Origin of the sequence: Lutibacter litoralis, from assembly GCF_014646675.1 — a bacterium.
Lineage (GTDB): Bacteria > Bacteroidota > Bacteroidia > Flavobacteriales > Flavobacteriaceae > Lutibacter > Lutibacter litoralis.
The window spans coordinates 328614-347769 of sequence record NZ_BMNS01000002.1 but is presented as its reverse complement, the minus strand read 5'-3'; the positions used below and the strand labels follow the sequence as shown (position 1 = coordinate 347769).

Genomic DNA, 19156 nt, shown 5'->3' with positions numbered 1-19156 from the left:
ATAATATTTGTTTGGTTCGGTTAGTAGTTGAAGTAAATATAGTTGAAAAAACGTTAAAAATCAAGAATAATTATTTTTAACTTGTTGTAGGTTAGAGTTTTGGTTGTTTTTTGTTATCGCTTCTTCCTATATTCCGAAGGGGTTATGCCTTTTATAGACTTAAACTTTCTATTAAAATTAGCTAAATTATTAAAGCCAGATTTATAGGATATTTCGGTAATACTTAAATCGTTGTTTTTAGCTAATAACTTACATGCATTTCCAATTCGTATGTCAATTAAAAAATTAACAAATGTTTTTGTGGTTCGTTGTTTAAAATACCTGCAAAAAGCATTGGGTGTCATATTTGCAATATTTGCAACATCGTGTAAAGTAACTTCTTTATGAAAATTATCCATGGTGTATTGAAAAATATCACTCATTCTTTTCCCTTCGTTACCAGCATATTTTTTTAAGTTAATTAAAGAAGAAAGTTCGCGTTTTTCAGCTTCAGAAATTAACCTTAAAACTTCTAAAAAATTAATAAATTGATAGTATTTTGAGAGTGTTTTAATTTTTGAAAGTATTAACGAAATCTCTTGTTTATAGGATTGTACTTTATAGCCTAAAACTGCGTTGTCAAAAAACTTTTTAAAAAAGGAGAACTCTGGTAAGTTGAAAAAATCTTCTCCAAAAGAATTTTTTGAAAAAAACAATGAAACCATTTCTGTTTTTTGTTTAAAAGCTTTATCACGTTTAAAAACATGAGGTAAATTTTCTCCTAAAACAAAAATATCATGCTGTTTAAAGTCACCAACACAATCGCCAATAACAAAAGTTCCTTCTCCCGCAATTACAACACTTATTTGTATTTCTTTATGCTGGTGTAATTTTTCATAAAAATTTTCACCTTTATAACGCTCAGTATACAAGGTTACATTTTCAGGTTTTGGAATTGTAAAGGGTAAAACTTTCATTAAATTAAAATATATATCAATATTAATCTATTTTTTTAAATAAATAAACATTACAAGGTAAAATAATACTATTAAGGGGTTAGAAAATGAATTTATTTAAAAAAGCATTTAAAAAGTGCAATAATTAATTAGCTAAATTAAGTACCTTTATCCATCTAACAATTTAGTTATTTAATTGTTATGTTTTATCACTAAGAAAAACAATAAACTATTTTTATGATTACAGGTAAAAATTACATAGGAAATGTTTTAACATCCACAGGAAAAAAAACTTTTAAAACCTTTAATCCGCAAACAAACCAAGAAAATGATGTTACTTTTACTGAAGTTTCTGATTTAGAAATTGAAGTAGCGTTAGAACTAGCAACTGAAGCTTTTACAACATTTAAAACAACTTCTGGGGCTAAAAAAAGTGAATTTTTAAACGAAATAGCAACCCAATTATTAGCCTTTGGAGACACATTAATAACAATATATTGTTCTGAATCTGGATTGTCTAAAGAAAGAGCCATTAGCGAAAGAAGTAGAACTATTTTTCAATTACAAACTTTTGCGAATTTAGTAAAAGAAGGTTCTTGGGTTGAAGCGACAATTGATACTGAAAACCTTGAAAGAACTCCAATTCCAAAAGTAGATTTACGTAAAATGTTAGTGCCTTTAGGTCCAATAGTTATTTTTGGAGCAAGTAATTTTCCGTTAGCATATTCAACAGCGGGAGGAGATACTGTTTCGGCACTGGCTGCTGGTTGTCCTGTAATTGTGAAATCACATCCAATGCATACTGGAACTGGAGAATTGGTTGCCTATGCAGTTATAAAAGCTGCGGAAATAACTGGAATGCCAAATGGTGTATTTTCAAATTTAAATAGTAGCGGAATTGAAGTAGGAAGTGCATTAGTAAAACATCCTGCAGTGAAAGCGGTTGGATTTACAGGAAGTATTAGTGGAGGAAGGAGTTTGTATAATCTAGCTGCAAAACGTCCAGAACCGATTCCAGTTTTTGCTGAAATGGGGAGCGTAAATCCTGTAATTTTATTACCAAATGCAGCCAGTATTAAGGGTGTACATTGGGCAAAAAAATATGCAAATTCAATAACTTTAGGTGCAGGGCAATTTTGTACAAATCCAGGATTAATTTTGGGAACTAAAGGAGAGGATTTAACGAACTTTATTAAGAATTTAGCAAAAGAGATTATAAAAATTGAACCAGTTTGCATGTTGCATCCAAATATTATTGGTGCTTTTGAAAATAATACATCTAGAATGCAGCAACAATTGGGTTTAGAAACAATTGTAAATTATACAAAAGATACTTTTAAGAATTATGGTAGTCAAATTATTACAACTGTTGATGGTGCTACTTTTTTGGAAAATACAACGTTGCATCAAGAAGTTTTTGGACCCTTTTCTATGGTTGTTCAATGTGAAAATGTTGAACAATTAGCAATAATAATTTCTAAATTAGAAGGACAATTAACTGGTACTATTTTAGCTGAAAATGAATTAGAATCATATTCTGAAATTGTAAACGCACTTCAAAATAGGGTAGGACGCATTATTTTTAATGGAGTTCCAACAGGAGTTGAAGTTTGTGACGCCATGGTGCACGGTGGACCATATCCTGCATCAACAGATAGCAGGTTTACAGCAGTTGGTATAAATTCAATAAAACGTTGGGTAAGACCGTTTTGTTATCAAAATTGGCCAAATATTTTATTGCCATACGAATTAAAAAATGAAAATCCATTAAATATTTCTCGTTTAGTTGATGGGAAACAAACCACTAAAAAGATTTAAAAAGTATGAAGTATATTCTTAGTTTATGTTGTTTAATAATAGTATTTATTTCTTGTAATCATGGAAATGAGGAATGTGATGATTCTTCTTCAGAATTAAATAACATAATTAGATCTTATGAAGAACATCAAGGTTTCGATAGAACAGAATTTCCTTTAGGAGTTTTTACAAAAGAATATTATAAAAATGAAGCTGATTTTGCCGAGCAACAATTACATTATTTTGGATGTATAAAATTAGAAGAACTTACCGAATCCGAACAAATTTCTGCTGCATTATTAAAATTTATACTTCAAGAAAAAATTGATTTTTATAAATATGAAGCTTATTTAAACCCATTGCTATCCGATGCAGGTTTCCATACAAGTTTACCTTATGAAGTTCGAGATTTTGCTACACATCAGCAATTTGTGAGTTATTTAAATAAATTAAATGCATTACCTAATTTTGTTTCGCAGCATATTGCATTAATGCGAGAAGGGTTAGAGAAAGGAATTTCGCAACCAAAAATAATTTTTAACAATTTTGAAGACACTTACAATAGCCAAATAGTTGAGAATTTTGAAGATAGTTTTTATTATTCACCATTCAAAAATTTGGCGACTAATAGTACTAAAGAACAAAAAGATTCTTTGTTAACTGCAGCTAAAATTGTTATTGAGACTAAAATAATCCCTCAGTTTAAAATAATAAGAGACTTTTTTGAAAACGAATATTTTGTTAAAACTAGAGAAAGTGGTGGAGTCTCAAATCAGCCAAATGGAAAAGCTTATTATCAAAACAGGGTTGAATATTATACAACGTTAAAAATCTCAGCCGAAGAGGTTCATCAAAAAGGATTAGAAGAAGTTGCTAGAATTAAAGCTGAAATGCAGCAAATAATTGATGAAGTTGAATTTAAAGGTTCTTTTTCTGATTTTTTAACTTTTTTAAGGACAGATGAGCAGTTTTATGCGAAAACGGGTAATGATTTATTAAAGGAAGCCCGCAATATTGCAAAGCAAGTTGATGCTCAGTTACCTAAGTTTTTTATAACATTACCTAGGAAACCTTATGGTGTAGCACCTGTTCCGGCAGTAATTGCACCAAAATACACAACAGGTAGATATAGTCCTCCAAGTAGTAGTACACAACCTGGTTATTATTGGGTTAATACCTATAATCTACCGAGTAGACCTTTGTATGTTTTGCCAGCATTAACATTGCATGAAGCCGTTCCTGGACACCATTTACAAATGAGTTTAAATAGCGAAATGGGTGATGAAATTCCACAATTTAGAAAGAATTTATACTTGTCGGCTTATGGTGAAGGTTGGGGATTGTATTCAGAATTTTTAGGTGATGAAATGGGAATATATACAACACCTTATGAAGAATTTGGGAAATATACCTACGAAATGTGGCGTGCATGTAGGTTGGTAGTAGATACTGGAATTCATATAAAAAATTGGACTAGAGCAGAAGCTGTTACATATTTAAAATCAAACACCGCGCTTTCTATCCATGAAGTAAATACAGAAATAGATCGCTATATTTCATGGCCAGGGCAAGCATTGTCTTATAAAATTGGAGAACTAAAAATAAGAGAACTTAGAGAGTTGGCAGAAAAGGAATTAGGTTCCAAATTTGATATTCGTCAATTTCATGAAATTATTTTAGAAGAGGGGACAGTTACGCTTAATATTCTTGAAAAAAGGATACATGATCTTATAGAAAAATTAAATGTTTCATAATGAAAGTATTGCAGAATTAATTTTGAGAAATTGCAATTTGGTAATCAACTAATCAATTTTTCGTAATTTTGGAAAATGAATTTTATTGATATCCTTATAAGGTTACGAAAAATTGTGCGCTCGGTTAACTTAGAAAGCAAGCGTGTAGAAAAAGAACAGGGCGTAAGTATTCCTCAACTTTTGTGTTTACAGTTTTTAGCAGAGCAAGAAGATTTTAAAACAAATGCAGCTAAACTTAAAGCGTTTTTAAATTTAAATGCCAGTACAATTTCAGGAATTTTAAGACGCTTAGAAAAAAAGGGATTCATTGCAAAACTTCCAAAAGCATCAGATAAACGAGTTACACTTATTTCATTAACTGCCAGTGGAATGGATTTACTGAAATCTGCTCCTATTACTTTTCAGCAAAAATTAAGTGAAAAACTGCAAGCACTTCCTCCAGAAAAATTGCAAACAATTATTGAAGGAATTGATTTATTAACTCAAATTATGGAGGTTGAAGAGTTAGATGCTTCGCCCATAATTACTGCAGAAGAATTTTCAAACGAAAAATAAGATCATTTTTATTATTCTTTAAATTTTCTGTAGAATCCATTGATTAATAGTTGATTTTTTGTATATTATTGTTATATGTGTTAAAATAAATACAGTAAATGTAATTAATCTTAAAATATATATCGTTGTTAAAAATAGTTTCTATAGAAACTATTTTGTATTTTAGCAGAAATCATAAAAAACAATAAAAATATATGTTAATAATTCCTGTAAAAGAAGGTGAAAATATTGATAGGGCTTTAAAGCGTTATAAAAGAAAAACTAGAAACACAAAGGTTTTGAATCAATTAAGAGAGAATAAACATTTTACTAAAAAATCTGTAAAAAGAAGAAGGCAAATCGAGAAAGCGGCCTATAAACAACATCTTAGAGATCAAGAAAATCAATAGTATAGTAGTAATGGAAAAATTTAAAATTTACAATGAAGATTCTAAACCAACTAAGCAAGAAAAGGAAACAATTGTAGAATTTCTATTTAATCATTTAGAAGAGTTTGGAGATGAAAGAGATGCTATTTTGAAATGTTTAAATTTTGCTGTAAAAGATTCAGAAAAGGGGTTGGGCGGTTTTGTTTTGGTTTTTAATGATGAAGATGAAGCATTAGGAATAACTATAGTAAATAAAACTGGAATGGAGGGTTATATTCCTGAAAATATTCTAGTTTATATAGCAGTGCACAATAAAGCTAGAGGTAAAGGAGTTGGGAAAAAAATAATGCAAAAGGCAATTGAGATTGCTGATGGAGATATAGCCTTACACGTTGAGCCAAATAATCCAGCAAAATTTTTGTACGAGAAACTAGGGTTTGAAAACAAATATTTAGAAATGCGCTTAAAAAAATAGTCGAAATTAGTTATGGAAATTATAGACATAATTGTCTTTGTAATATACATGATTTTAGTACTTGGAATAGGTTTTTACTATTTCAAAAAGAATAAAGATGTTAAGGATTATTATATTGGAGGTGGTAAAATGAGTAGCGCTCATATTGGACTTTCAGTAGTTGCTACAGATGTTGGTGGTGGGTTCTCAATTGGTTTAGGAGGGCTCGGTTTTATGATGGGCATATCTGGATCTTGGATGCTATTTACAGGTTTAATTGGGGCTTGGTTAAGTGCTGTTTTTTTAATACCAAAAGTAGTGCAGCAAGGTAATTTACATGGGTTTTTAACATTTCCTGAATTTTTAAAACACAACTATGGAGTTACTGTAGCCATGGTTGCGGGTATTATATCTTTTATAGGATATTTAGGTTTTACTTCGTCGCAATTTTTAGCAGGAGCTAAATTAGCTATCGGAACATTTCCTAGTTTAGATTTATTAGATGCCTTACTAATTATGGGTGGGATTGCACTCGTTTACACTGTCTTTGGAGGAATGAAAGCCGTCATTTACACTGATACTTTTCAGTGGATTATTTTAATGGCAGGTTTAATTTTTATTGGAATTCCTGTTGCCTATAATTATTTAGGCGGTTATCATGAAATTATAAATGTATTACCAAATAAATTTTACTCTTTACAAAATGTAACCTGGGTTCAGTTGGTTAATTGGTTTGTAATTATTGTACCCATTTGGTTTGTTGGTATGACGTTATACCAAAGAATATATGCTTGTAAAAACGAAAGAACTGCTAAAAAAGCTTGGTTTATTGCAGGTTTATTTGAATACCCTATTATGGCATTTATGGGGGTAATTTTAGGTCTATTTGCTCGAATAGCAGCTGCAAAAGGGTTATTTGCAGCAGAAGGTTTTGACAATGCACTATTAATGGATCCTGAAATTGGAATGCCTTTATTATTAAAAAAAGTGCTTCCTGTTGGTTTTATGGGTTTAATGTTATCAGCTTATTTTTCAGCAATTATGTCTACTGCAGACAGTTGTCTTTTAGCAGCGTCAGGAAATTTTGTCACAGATATTTTAGGTTTTAAAGATTTAAGCCCTAATACTATTAAAATTTCACAAATCACTACTTTTATAATTGGAGGATTGGCTATTTTAATTGCTAGTTCAATGCAAAGTGTATTAGAATTAATGCTTCTGTCCTATTCTTTTATGGTTTCCGGTTTGTTAATTCCCGTACTTGGTATTCTTATTTCAAAAAAAAGAAAACCAAAAGCGGCACTTGTTTCAATGTTATTAGGTGGGTTTTCTACATTAATATTATCCGTTTTACAAATACCAATTCCATTTGGTTTGGATCCTATTATAGTAGGAATTTCGCTCTCTTCAATTAGTTATTTATCCATTAAAAATTAAATTATGGCTTTTGTAACACTTAATAAAAAATCTTTAGAGACTAATTATAATTATTTAAAAAACCTCTTTAAAGAGCATGATAAAGAGTGGGCTCCAGTGGTAAAAATGCTATGTGGGCATAAACAGTTTTTGGAATATTTATTATCCTTAGGAGAAGAACAAGTATGTGATGCGAGGCTCACAAATTTAAAAACTATTAAGTCTATAAATTCAAAAGTTGAAACTATTTATATTAAGCCACCTGCAAAAAGAAGTATTAAAAATATAGTTAAATATGCCGATGTAAGTTTTAATACAGAGTTTACAACCATTAAATGGCTATCCGAAGAAGCTGAAAATCAAAATAAAGTACATCGTATAATTATTATGATAGAACTTGGAGATTTACGCGAAGGTATTTTGGGAGAACATTTATTGGAATTCTACAAAAAAGTATTTGAACTTCCTAATATAAAAGTTGTTGGTATTGGTGCAAATTTAAATTGTTTAAGTGGCGTTATGCCAAGTAAAGATAAATTAATACAGTTAAGTTTATACGAACAATTAATTGAAGCTAAATTCGGTAAAAAAATTGATTACGTTACTGGAGGTTCTTCGGTTATGATTCCTTTGTTACAAAAACAACAAATTCCTAAAGGAGTGAATCATTTTAGAATTGGAGAAACCTTATTTTTTGGAGTCGATTTATTTTCAAATAAGACAATTCCAAAAATGAAAAACGATGTTTTTTTATTGCATGCTGAAATAATTGAAATTACAGAAAAGCCGGTATTACCCTATGGTGATTTAGAAGAAAATCCATCAGGAGAATTACTAGAAATTAACCCTGATGATTATGGAAATACACATAGAAGAGCAATTTTAGATATTGGGTTATTAGATATTGCTACAACAGATTTTTTAATTCCTGTAGATAAAAAACTAACATTTATTGGTGCTAGTTCAGATATGTTGGTGGTAGATTTACAAGATACTAGAAAAAAATATAAGATAGGAGACGTTGTTTCATTTAAAATGAAATATATGGGAGCTTTAAGAATTATGAATTCTAGATATATTGAAAAACGATTGATTTAAATTGAGTGCATAAAATCTTCTGAAAGTATTTTTCGTAAATAAAATAAGAGTTCTTCTGTATTTTCTTTAGAAAAAACAATAGGAGGCTTTATTTTTAAAACATTATGGTCTGGACCATCAACACTCATTAAAATTTTGTGATCTTTCATCCTATTTGCTAAATAATCTGTTTGTGCAGCTAATGGCTTTAAATTATGGTCAACTAATTCAATTCCTAAGAATAATCCTTGCCCGCGAATAGCACCAATAATTGGAAAATCTTTGGCAAGCAGTTTCAGCTCATTCTTTAAAAATTCACCAACTTTTAAAGCGTTTTCTTGTAAATTTTCTCGTTTTATTGTTTTTAAAACTTCACTAGCAATAGCGCACGAAACTGGGTTTCCTCCAAACGTATTAAAATATTCCATTCCGTTGGCAAATTTATCAGCAATTTCTTGAGTACAAGCCACTGCTGCAATTGGATGTCCATTACCTAATGGTTTTCCTATAGTTACAATATCTGGAACTACATTATGTAATTGAAAACCCCAAAATGTATTCCCCATTCTTCCACAGCCAGTTTGCACTTCATCTGAAATACAAACACCTCCAGTTTTTCTAATTAATTTGTAAGATTGTGCTAAAAAATCTTCTGGTAATTCAATTTGTCCGCCACAACTTATTATTGGTTCAATAATAAATGCACATACGTTTCTGCCTTTATTATGAATATTTACAATACATTTTTCAACTTCGTGCACATATAATTTTCCAGTATTATTTCCAGTATATTTTCCTCTAAAATTATCTGGTATAGGAAAAACATGAGTATGTTCTGGCGCACCATCTCCTCCTTTACCATCAAATTTATACGAGCTAATTGCAACACACATATTAGAATTGCCGTGATACCCAACTTCCGAAGCAATTATATCTTTTTCTCCTGTGGCGGCTTTTGCCATTCTAATAGCAAGTTCATTGGCTTCGCTACCAGAATTTACAAAATGCAGCACATTTAATTCAGGCGGTAAGGTTTTTAATAATTCACTGGTAAGTGCATTTATATTTTCGTGTAAATAGCGTGAATTTGTGTTTATCAATGCCATTTGCTCTTGACCAGCTTTTACAACGGAAAAATGCTCATGACCAACATGTGCAACATTATTTACAGTATCTAAATATTTTGTTCCAATTTCATCCATTAAATATTGCCCTGCTCCACGAACCATTTTAATGGGAGTTTTATATTGCAGACTTAAACTTTTTCCTAAATATTGTTTTCTGAAATTAATTAATTCGGTATTTGAAGTTTCTTTTTTAGTTTGAAGCCCTTTTGTTTTAAACAATAAATTAGGATTAGGACAAATACTTTTCCAAACTTCAATTTCATTAAAATTTGCAACACCTGGGAAATCATTTTTAAAATCTAAAAGCGCAAGCAAAACTTGAAAATGTAAGTGAGGTACCCAACTGCCATTTTCTTTTCGATTTCCTAAATAACCAATGCAATCACCTTTTTTAATGGTATCTCCAATTTTTTTGTTGCTAACACTTTCTATACTTAAATGCCCGTATAATGTATAAAATTCAAAATTTTGAATAGTATGTTTTAAAATAATAAGTCCACCATATAATTTATTGCCGGCATTATTATAGCAAACTACAATTTCACCATTAAATAATGTGTGAACAGGAGTTTGTGAAGGTAACCAAAAATCAACTCCTAAATGAATGGTTCTACTTTCTCTTCCATTATTTCCAATGGTATCAAAATCTTCCGAGGTATATATTGGACGCGGTTCTAAATATCCCCCAGCAATTATTTTTGAAGGATTTTTAGCCTGTAATTTGTTGATTTTATATTCAAATAAATCTAAATCGTTAAACGCTTCTTGATGTCCAATCCATTTACTGGAAACGCTTAAATCTAAAGGTTGAATTTTATTTTTTTGAATTGTTGGAAATAATTCGGATAGTTGAAAATTATTTTCTAAAATCCAGTTATTAAGTTTTTTTTCATTTGGATGTGCTGTAAAACCGCACGCTTTTCTAAAACTGTATAGTGCAAAATCCGCAGGTATTTTATGCCATCTTTTTAAAATTTCCCAAGCAGGTTTTTCGCTTATTTGTAAATACTCATTGTCTGGTTCTTTTATTTTATTAATTGCCGATTTTGTAACTGAAATAATTAAGCGCATTGCCACAGCAGTATATAAATGTTCGAGTTCAGCTTCTTTTAATGGAAAAGAATTATGGTACCCTTTTACAATTGGTAAGGCTGCGGCTAACGGATTGTTCTCGTTTATTGTTGTGTACAAGGTTATTGCTACATCATTTATTATTTGCGTATTTATGGCATCTCCAAAGTCAATTATTGCTTCAACTTTTGGGTTAATCAAATTTTCTGAAACAATTATGTTATTGTCATTAGCATCATTATGAACTACCGATTTTCTTAATTTTGAGTAAGATTCAACGTTATTTTCAAATTTATGTTGAAAATAGGTTATGATTTCTTTTTCATCAAAATTAAATAGATTTAAATGTTTTTTTGTCCAAAGTGATTGCGCAATATCCCAATCAAAATTTCTTGTTGCTTTTGGGTGCTCAAATCCTTGTAGAGTTCGTGTTAACAAACCACATTTATTTCCTAAACTAAAACGTAAATTGTCTAATTGTGGATTAACCGAACTCCAAATACGTCCAGATATCCAAGTAAGTAATCTAACTTTTCTAGTTTTACCAAAACCATCAATAATTTGAGAAATGTTATTTCCTTTTGAATCTACAATAATTTTTGGAACAGTTAAATTTGAATCTTTTTTTACAATATATTTTAATAGCTTTTGTTGAAAATCGATGCAGTCTAAATCTTCATGGGGTCTTGAAATTTTTAAAATATAACTAGTTGAATTTTCAATTTTAACTCTAAAGTTGAAATCTACTTCTCCTGGAAGTTTAGTCGCTTTTCCTTTTAAATTATAAATATTTAAAAGTATTTTTTCGGCTTCAGTAGTAGTTATTTTAACGCTATTGTAATTCATTATTAGTTAATATTTTTTAAAACAGGATAAACTAAATTATTCAAAATTTATGTGAATTTAATTCTTATTTTTGTTAAGATATTAAATTATTAGTTGAAGTTAGTATGTTTAATCCTCTTTTAGTGGCTAACTTTAAATCTTTAAAAACATTTCATGAAAAAAATTAAAGCCTTATTTTTATTTATTGCCCTAAGTACAATTATTGTTGGTTGTAGAGTTCGTTTAGAACCTGTTGAAATATTAACATTTCAGCAGAAAATAGAAAAATTATTTCCAGCTGCTGAAATTACAAAAATAGAGGTAAAAGACCATTTTACAAAAGCTTACCAAATAGTATTAGACCAACCGTTAGATCATAAAAATCTAGCAGCTGGAACATTTAAACATTATTTTTATTTGTCTCATGTAGATGAATCTAAACCAACGGTTTTTATAACTGAAGGCTATAATGCGACTCCACGAACCTATGAATTAAGTAAAATATTTAAAGGGAATCAGGTACAAGTTGAATACCGTTTTTATGGAAAATCGCGCCCCGATACCATTCCTTGGCAGTATTTAAAAAATGATTTAGCTATTGAAGATTATCATAAAATAATTTCAAAATTAAAAAGGCTATATACTGGAAAATGGATTTCGACAGGAATTAGCAAAGGAGGCGAAACAGTTTTAATTCATAAAAGTAAATATCCTTGGGATGTTGATGTTGCAGTACCTTATGTAGCACCATTAATAAATACTCAAGAAGATATACGGACCCAAGCGCATATTAATACTGTTGGAAGTGATGAGTGTAGAGAAAAAATTAGACAATTTCAACGTCAGGTTTTAAAAAATAGAGATTCACTTTTAATTGAAATTTCAAAATATGCTAAAGAAAAGGAAATGAGTTTTACAGAGCTTTCTATTGAAGAAGCTTTAGAATATAGTGTTTTAGAATTTCCATTTTCGTTTTGGCAATGGGGAGGAAGTTGCGAAGAAATTCCTGCTGAAGATGCTTCTGCAAAACAAATGTTCAATTACATCAATACAATTGTTGGAATTAGTTTTTACAATGATAAAACCTATTATGATTTGTTGCCATCATATTACCAACATATTACGGAATTAGGATATTATGGATTCGATACCACGCCTGTAAAAGATTTATTACAAGTTGTTCATAACCCTACAAATTTACGTTTTGCGCCAAAAAATGTGGATTTAACTTACAACGCTAATTATATAAAAGAAGTACGAGATTTTGTTGAAAATAAAGGGAAAAAGATTCTTTATATCTATGGAGAATACGATACTTGGGGCGCTTGTGCTCCAAATCCTAAGCCTCATGTAGATGCTTTAAAAATGGTTCTAAGTGAAGGTTCACATAAAACAAGAATTAAAGATTTTTCTACACAAGACCAACAATTAATGTACGATAAATTACAAAATTGGCTAGGTTATAGTGTTACAATCTACCCTCTGGAAGACTAAAAAATATAAGTTAATCAACTTATAAATTTTACGGCAAACTAATTATATTTTTAAATAATATAGAAATTTCAATTCTGATGTTATAAAATAAATACAGTAATTTTGTGTTTTGAAAGGAAGAAGATAATGAAAAATAAAATTTGGCTATCATCTCCCCATATGGGTGGAGGAGAACAAAAATATGTTCAAGAGGCATTCGACACAAATTGGGTAGCTCCTTTAGGTCCAAATGTAAACGAATTTGAAAATAGTTTAGAGGATTATTTAAGTGAAGGTTCCTATATTGCAGCGCTAAATTCTGGAACTTCTGCAATACATTTAGCTTTAATTATATTAGGAGTTTCTAAGGGAGATGAGGTACTCTGTCAAAGTTTTACATTTTCAGCTTCAGCAAATCCAATTGTTTATCAAGGAGCGACACCTGTTTTTATTGATAGTGAATTGGAAACTTGGAATATGTGTCCCGAACAATTAGAAATTGCTATTTTGCACCGACTAAAACACGGAAAAAAACCAAAAGCAATTATTGCAGTTCACTTATATGGGATGCCTTATAATGTTGCAAAGATTAGTGAATTAGGTAAAAAATATGAAATTCCTGTTATTGAAGACAGTGCAGAAGCTTTGGGAAGTAAAGCAAACAATAAAAAATGTGGAACTTTTGGGGATTTTTCTATTTTATCTTTTAATGGGAATAAAATAATAACAACTTCTGGCGGAGGTGCAATCATAAGTAAGAATAAAAAACATAAAAAAACAGCCATATTTTTAGCAACACAAGCAAGGGATAATGCACCCCATTATCAACATTCTCAAATAGGTTATAATTATAGAATGTCTAATATTGTTGCGGGTATTGGAAGAGGACAATTAGAGGTTTTAAATGAAAGAGTAGCAGCAAGAAGAGCTAATTTTGATTTTTACAGATCGAATATTAAAAATACTAATTTCAAATTTTTAAAAGAACCTAAAGGTTATTATTCAAATAGGTGGTTAACTTGTATTTTAACGCAATCATTTAAAATAAGAGAAAATATTAGACTATCTTTCGAGAAAGAAAATATTGAATCTAGACCATTGTGGAAACCAATGCATATACAGCCAATATTTAAAAATTGCTTAAGTTTTTCAAATGGAAATTCTGAACAATTGTTTAATACGGGTTTATGCTTGCCAAGTGGGTCTAATATTACTGAAAATGAATTGGAGAAGGTTGTTGGGGTTCTAAACTGTTTTTAGTATGATAAGTAATGTATTTAGAGAATTATTAAAAAGAAATACACCAAGGTGGTTTGTATTAATTATCGATATCTATATTGTTTTCAATACATTTATTTTATCTTATTTAATACGATTTAATTTTAGTCTTAATTTTGATACTTCCAAGTTTATTATACAGCTTCCAGTGGTGGTAATTGCTGCATTAATAAGTTTTTTAATGGTTGGCTCCTATAAAGGAGTTATAAGACATACAGGGGTTAGAGACTCCATTAATGTAATTCTTGCCAGTTTTTTAATTTTTGGCACATTAATCGCAATTGTAATGTTAAATCATCAATTTAACTTCATAACAGAATTTACAATTCCAAAATCTATAATTGCAATTCATTTTTTACTAAACGTAATTGTCTTAATTGTTATTCGATTTTTATATAAAGAATTTTATTCACTTTTAACCTCGGGCTCTTCTGTAGAAAAGAGGGTTTTAATTTACGGTGCTGGTGAAGCAGGTATATTGGTACATTCTATATTGAAGGACGATAAAACTAGCAGAATTCATTTAGTTGGATTTGTTGATGATGATAAAAGAAAAGCAGGAAATAAACTAAATGGAATACGAATTTATAATTCCGATAAAATAAACATACACTTTGTTGAAAAAAAGAGTATCGACGAAGTTATTTTAGCAATTCAAAATATTAAACCTTCAAAATTAATTGAAATTGTTGACACATTATCTAAATTGCCGATAGAAGTTAAAATAGTTCCACCAGTTCAAACATGGATGAATGGAGATTTACAAGCAAAGCAGATAAAACCTGTTAAAATTGAGGATTTATTAGGTAGAGTTCCAATTGAGTTAAACAATCCAATGTTGCATAAAGAATATAGCGATAAAGTAATTATAGTAACTGGAGCGGCTGGCTCTATTGGAAGTGAAATTGTAAGGCAAGTTGCTAGTTTTAAAGTTAAACATTTAGTTTTAATAGATCAAGCTGAATCCGATCTTTACAATCTTCAACAGTATTTTTCAAATAAGAACATACAAAACATAATAGCAATTGTAGCAGATGTTCAAAATAAAAACCGAATTGCTACTATTTTTAAAAAGTACAAGCCTCAAATAGTTTTTCATGCAGCTGCCTACAAACACGTTCCTTTAATGGAAGAGAACCCATACGAAGCTGTCAGAACAAATGTAATGGGAAGTAAAAATTTAGCAGATCTTTCAGTAGAATATAATGTTGAAAAGTTTGTAATGATTTCTACAGATAAAGCAGTTAACCCAACAAATGTTATGGGGACTACAAAACGAATTGCAGAAATGTACATTAATTGTTTGAATGCAGTTGGTACAACAAAATTTATTACAACACGTTTTGGAAATGTGCTTGGCTCTAACGGCTCGGTTATTCCATTATTTCAATCGCAAATTAAAAGTGGAGGCCCAATTACGGTAACACATAAAGATGTAACAAGGTATTTTATGACCATTCCAGAGGCTTGTCAGTTAGTTCTTGAAGCTGGTTCTATGGGAAATGGTGGAGAAATTTTTGTTTTTGATATGGGGAAATCTATTAAAATTTACGATTTAGCAATAAACATGATTCGTTTATCGGGTCTAAAATATCCAGATGATATAGCTATTGAAATAAAAGGTTTACGACCTGGAGAAAAAATTTATGAAGAGTTATTAGCGACCACAGAAAACACCATTGAGACCCATCATGAAAAAATTATGATAGCTAAAGTTACTCCATTAGATGCTGAAACGGTAAAGGAACATATTAAAAATTTATGTGATATAAACAATAAGGATAATAATGAATTAACAGTTTTAAAAATGAAGCAAATTGTTCCAGAATTTATATCTAATAACTCAAAATATCAAGTGCTTGATAAATAACAAATTTTTATTAAATATATTTGTAAAAAACAGAAAATGAAAATAAACTACCTATATAAATTTACATTACTTTTTTTAATGTTAATTACTATTTCATCTTGTGTATCTAAAAAGGATATGATTTATTTTCAAAATGACGAAACAATTTCAAATGAATTGTATAAGAACTATGCTCCAAAAATACAAACTGCCGATATTCTTAATATTACAGTAAGCGCACGTGAACCTGACGCAGTAAAAGCATATAATTTAACCGGAGGAGGAGGACAAACTACAAAGCCAATTACTTATTTGGTAGATAAACAGGGGGATATCATCTTTCCAGAACTTGGTAAAATTAAAGTTGGTGGTTTAACAACCGAAGAACTAAAAGCTAATTTAATATCGAGATTAGAGGTGTATATTACAAACCCAATAGTTACAATTAGACTGGAGAACTTTAGAGTGTCTATTTTAGGAGAAGTAAAATCGCCCGGTCCTTATAATTTAGAAAATGAAAAAGTTTCAATACCGGAAGCACTTGCAATGGCTGGAGATTTAACTATTCAAGGAAAAAGAAAAAATATTCTGCTGTTAAGAACTACTGGAGATAAAGTAGAAAGTATTCGTTTAGATTTAACCGATAAATCTTTATTTAAATCGCCTTATTTTTATCTAGCCCAAAATGATATTGTTTATGTAGAACCTAATAAGGCAAAAGTTAACTCCTCTGCAATAGGTACAACTTCATCTTTAATTTCAATAGCATCTGCACTGCTTTCTTTAGTGCTAATTTTAACACGTTAATATGCAAGAAAATCAGCGAAATAGTCCTGTAAATTTTAATGAGGGTACCATAAATATTCGTGAAGAAATTGAAAAGTATGTGTACCACTGGAAATGGTTTGTTTTAAGTACTTTCTTAGCGTTAACAATTGTTTTTATATACTTACGTTATACACCAAATTTATACGAAGCTTCTGCGACCATATTAATAGAAGATGTAGAAAATAGTGAGCTTTCAGCATTTAAAGACTTAGGTTTGGTGGGTAATTCTCAGGCGTCTTTAGAAAATGAAATAGAATTGTTAAAATCTAGAAATTTAATTCAAAGAGTTGCTAAAGAATTACAATTAAATGTATCGTATTACAATCAGGGAAGAGTTATTGAGGCAGAATTTTTTCATAGTGGATCACCTTTTAATATCAATTTTTTAATTAGCGATTCAGTTTTTGACGAACTATACACAACATTTTCAATTATTATAAAGTCTAAAACACACATAATTTTAAAAACTACCCTGGAGGAAAAAGAATTTGCTTTTGGTGAAAAAATAAGCTTATCTTTTGGAGACATAGTAATTACGCCAAAAGATGTAAATAGGTTAAAAGTTAATGATGAAACAATAATTAAAATCATTCCTTTAAGATCAGTTGCAGAGAGTTATAGAAATCGAATTCAGGTTGAAGTTGTAAAAAATTCTAGTGTAATTCGTTTAAGTTTAAGAGATCGTGTGAACGAGAAAGCACAAGAAATTCTTGATAATTTAATAAAACAATACAATATAGATGCTGTAACAGACAAAAGTTTAATAGCCAAAAGAACCAATGAATTTATTAATGATAGAATTTCAATTATTGATGAAGATTTATCGCAAATAGAAGCTGGAGTTGAAGAATTTAAAATACAAAATAGATTAACAGATATTTCTTCGGAAGCAGGAATCGCCTTGCAATCTAAAAATGAACTTTCAAAACAAATTATAGCTTTAAGTACCCAATTAAAGTTAGTTGATTACGTAAATGAATATATTTCGTCAAATACTAAAGAACTTATTCCAGCTGGTTTGGGTATAGACAATAGTTCAATTACCGAGAGTATAAGTAAGTATAATGAATTGTTGTTAGAGCGAAATAGAATACTAAATAGTTCTAGTGAGTTACATCCAACAGTTATAAATTTAAATACACAATTAAACCAATTTAAAGAGAATATTTTACAAAGTTTATCTAATTTAAAATCTTCGTTAACAATTTCATTAAACGATATAAAAAATCAAGAAATTAGGTTTAATTCAAAAATTGCTGCGGTACCAAAACAGGAAAGGGAATATAGAGATATTCAAAGGCAGCAAGAAATAATAGAAGCATTGTATTTATATTTATTACAAAAAAGGGAAGAAAATGCAATAACTTTGGCAGTTACCCTGCCTAATGCTAAAATTGTAGATAAGGCTTATGGCGGTGGTTATCCAGTAGCCCCAAATCGCCGAATATTCTATTTAACGGCCTTATCAATAGGTTTAATTTTACCTTTTGGTGTCTTATACGTAATATTTTTATTAGATAATAAAATACATACGCGTAAAGATGTTGAAGATGCAATTAACATTCCTATATTAGGAGATATTCCTCAATCTAAATCAGAAAAAAAGGTGGTTATTTCAGATCGAGATCGAGATAGTACTTCAGAATCTTTTAGATTGTTAAGAACCAATGTTAATTTTATGCTTTCCAGTGTTAAAGGCAACTCTAAAACTATTTTTATTACATCAACTCTGGCAGGTGAAGGAAAAACCTTTATTGCCATAAATTTAGCTTCTGTTTTAGCATTAACCAATAAAAAAGTATTATTAATTGGAGGGGATATTAGAAAGCCTAAAATTGTTGAATATTTAAATATTAAATCTACAAAAAAAGGACTTTCACATTTTTTAATGGATACTTCATTAAATGTATATGATGTAATTGAACAATTTGAAGAAACTAATTTTGATATTTTAGAATCTGGAATTATTGCTCCTAATCCTTCAGAATTATTAATGAACGGACGTTTTGATGAGGTTTTAGCATATGGAAAAGCTAATTACGATTATGTTATTGTTGATACTGCTCCAATTAATATTGTTACAGATACTTTACTGTTTAGCCAACAAGCAGATTTATTTATTTATGTTATACGAGCAAATTACTTAGATAAACGTTTGCTTGAAATTCCAAATAAGTTATATAAAGAAAAACGTTTGCCAAATATGGCTGTTTTAATTAACGACACCGATTTAGAAAGAGGTTACGGCTATGGTTATGGCTATGGTTATGGTCATGCCGAAAAAGAAACTAAGAAAAATAGATGGTGGAGAAAAGTAATACCATTTTAAAGATTATAATAATTGTTATA

At 29.7% G+C, this 19156-nt stretch carries 14 protein-coding genes; 12 read left to right on the top strand and 2 right to left on the bottom strand.

Translation table 11 applies throughout. The features are described 5' to 3' along the window. Nucleotides 1–113: 113 nt before the first annotated feature. Nucleotides 114–956 carry an AraC family transcriptional regulator gene (locus IEW75_RS04255; RefSeq protein ID WP_134247326.1) on the bottom strand — a complete coding sequence of 281 codons (843 nt, stop codon included), beginning with the start codon at nucleotides 954–956 and terminating at the stop codon, nucleotides 114–116. A 216-nt stretch (nucleotides 957–1172) separates the two neighbouring features. Here IEW75_RS04255 and IEW75_RS04250 point away from each other — a divergent pair, with 216 nt between their 5' ends. The 7 genes from IEW75_RS04250 to IEW75_RS04220 all read left to right on the top strand — a co-directional run bounded on the left by IEW75_RS04250 (nucleotide 1173) and on the right by IEW75_RS04220 (nucleotide 8377). Beyond that, nucleotides 1173–2753, top strand: coding sequence for an aldehyde dehydrogenase (NADP(+)) (locus IEW75_RS04250; RefSeq protein WP_134247327.1), 1581 nt, complete (start codon nucleotides 1173–1175; stop codon nucleotides 2751–2753). Between the two features lie 5 nt (nucleotides 2754–2758). Continuing rightward, on the top strand, nucleotides 2759–4486 hold the full coding sequence (locus IEW75_RS04245) for a DUF885 domain-containing protein (RefSeq protein WP_134247328.1): 1728 nt from the start codon (nucleotides 2759–2761) through the stop codon (nucleotides 4484–4486). Nucleotides 4487–4561: 75 nt separating this feature from the next. After that, complete coding sequence (locus IEW75_RS04240) at nucleotides 4562–5041, top strand: MarR family winged helix-turn-helix transcriptional regulator (protein WP_134247329.1); 480 nt, start codon at nucleotides 4562–4564, stop codon at nucleotides 5039–5041. 194 nt (nucleotides 5042–5235) lie between these two features. Beyond that, complete coding sequence (gene rpsU / locus IEW75_RS04235) at nucleotides 5236–5430, top strand: 30S ribosomal protein S21 (protein ID WP_134247330.1); 195 nt, start codon at nucleotides 5236–5238, stop codon at nucleotides 5428–5430. A gap of 10 nt (nucleotides 5431–5440) precedes the next feature. Continuing rightward, a complete protein-coding gene (locus IEW75_RS04230) occupies nucleotides 5441–5884 on the top strand; it encodes a GNAT family N-acetyltransferase (protein WP_134247331.1) in 444 nt (147 codons plus the stop codon). Nucleotides 5885–5932: 48 nt separating this feature from the next. After that, a complete protein-coding gene (locus IEW75_RS04225) occupies nucleotides 5933–7300 on the top strand; it encodes a sodium:solute symporter family protein (RefSeq protein ID WP_229714391.1) in 1368 nt (455 codons plus the stop codon). A 3-nt stretch (nucleotides 7301–7303) separates the two neighbouring features. Next, nucleotides 7304–8377, top strand: a complete 1074-nt coding sequence (locus IEW75_RS04220; protein ID WP_134247333.1) for an alanine racemase — start codon at nucleotides 7304–7306, stop codon at nucleotides 8375–8377. Here the strand turns inward: IEW75_RS04220 and IEW75_RS04215 are convergent. Then, a complete protein-coding gene (locus IEW75_RS04215) occupies nucleotides 8374–11400 on the bottom strand; it encodes an aminotransferase class III-fold pyridoxal phosphate-dependent enzyme (RefSeq protein WP_134247334.1) in 3027 nt (1008 codons plus the stop codon). The two genes, IEW75_RS04220 and IEW75_RS04215, sit on opposite strands and share 4 nt — an antisense overlap. 153 nt (nucleotides 11401–11553) lie before the next feature. Between IEW75_RS04215 and IEW75_RS04210 the strand changes: the two genes are divergently transcribed. The 5 genes from IEW75_RS04210 to IEW75_RS04190 all read left to right on the top strand — a co-directional run bounded on the left by IEW75_RS04210 (nucleotide 11554) and on the right by IEW75_RS04190 (nucleotide 19136). After that, nucleotides 11554–12873 carry a S28 family serine protease gene (locus IEW75_RS04210; protein ID WP_134247335.1) on the top strand — a complete coding sequence of 440 codons (1320 nt, stop codon included), beginning with the start codon at nucleotides 11554–11556 and terminating at the stop codon, nucleotides 12871–12873. Between the two features lie 126 nt (nucleotides 12874–12999). Next, complete coding sequence (locus IEW75_RS04205) at nucleotides 13000–14112, top strand: DegT/DnrJ/EryC1/StrS family aminotransferase (RefSeq protein ID WP_134247336.1); 1113 nt, start codon at nucleotides 13000–13002, stop codon at nucleotides 14110–14112. 1 nt (nucleotide 14113) lies between these two features. Further along, nucleotides 14114–16000, top strand: coding sequence for a polysaccharide biosynthesis protein (locus IEW75_RS04200; RefSeq protein ID WP_134247337.1), 1887 nt, complete (start codon nucleotides 14114–14116; stop codon nucleotides 15998–16000). Between the two features lie 36 nt (nucleotides 16001–16036). After that, the gene (locus tag IEW75_RS04195; RefSeq protein ID WP_134247338.1) at nucleotides 16037–16786 is read left to right on the top strand and encodes a polysaccharide biosynthesis/export family protein; all 750 of its coding nucleotides are present in this window, start codon (nucleotides 16037–16039) and stop codon (nucleotides 16784–16786) included. 1 nt (nucleotide 16787) lies between these two features. Continuing rightward, nucleotides 16788–19136: a GumC family protein gene (locus tag IEW75_RS04190; protein WP_134247339.1), complete on the top strand. Its 2349-nt coding sequence runs from the start codon at nucleotides 16788–16790 to the stop codon at nucleotides 19134–19136. Nucleotides 19137–19156 lie beyond the last annotated feature (20 nt).

Coding starts and splice junctions, on each gene's coding strand:
- IEW75_RS04255 (WP_134247326.1), bottom strand. CDS start 956: ATGAAAGTTTTACCCTTTACAATTCCAAAACCTGAAAATGTAACCTTG.
- IEW75_RS04250 (WP_134247327.1), top strand. CDS start 1,173: ATGATTACAGGTAAAAATTACATAGGAAATGTTTTAACATCCACAGGA.
- IEW75_RS04245 (WP_134247328.1), top strand. CDS start 2,759: ATGAAGTATATTCTTAGTTTATGTTGTTTAATAATAGTATTTATTTCT.
- IEW75_RS04240 (WP_134247329.1), top strand. CDS start 4,562: ATGAATTTTATTGATATCCTTATAAGGTTACGAAAAATTGTGCGCTCG.
- rpsU (WP_134247330.1), top strand. CDS start 5,236: ATGTTAATAATTCCTGTAAAAGAAGGTGAAAATATTGATAGGGCTTTA.
- IEW75_RS04230 (WP_134247331.1), top strand. CDS start 5,441: ATGGAAAAATTTAAAATTTACAATGAAGATTCTAAACCAACTAAGCAA.
- IEW75_RS04225 (WP_229714391.1), top strand. CDS start 5,933: ATGATTTTAGTACTTGGAATAGGTTTTTACTATTTCAAAAAGAATAAA.
- IEW75_RS04220 (WP_134247333.1), top strand. CDS start 7,304: ATGGCTTTTGTAACACTTAATAAAAAATCTTTAGAGACTAATTATAAT.
- IEW75_RS04215 (WP_134247334.1), bottom strand. CDS start 11,400: ATGAATTACAATAGCGTTAAAATAACTACTACTGAAGCCGAAAAAATA.
- IEW75_RS04210 (WP_134247335.1), top strand. CDS start 11,554: ATGAAAAAAATTAAAGCCTTATTTTTATTTATTGCCCTAAGTACAATT.
- IEW75_RS04205 (WP_134247336.1), top strand. CDS start 13,000: ATGAAAAATAAAATTTGGCTATCATCTCCCCATATGGGTGGAGGAGAA.
- IEW75_RS04200 (WP_134247337.1), top strand. CDS start 14,114: ATGATAAGTAATGTATTTAGAGAATTATTAAAAAGAAATACACCAAGG.
- IEW75_RS04195 (WP_134247338.1), top strand. CDS start 16,037: ATGAAAATAAACTACCTATATAAATTTACATTACTTTTTTTAATGTTA.
- IEW75_RS04190 (WP_134247339.1), top strand. CDS start 16,788: ATGCAAGAAAATCAGCGAAATAGTCCTGTAAATTTTAATGAGGGTACC.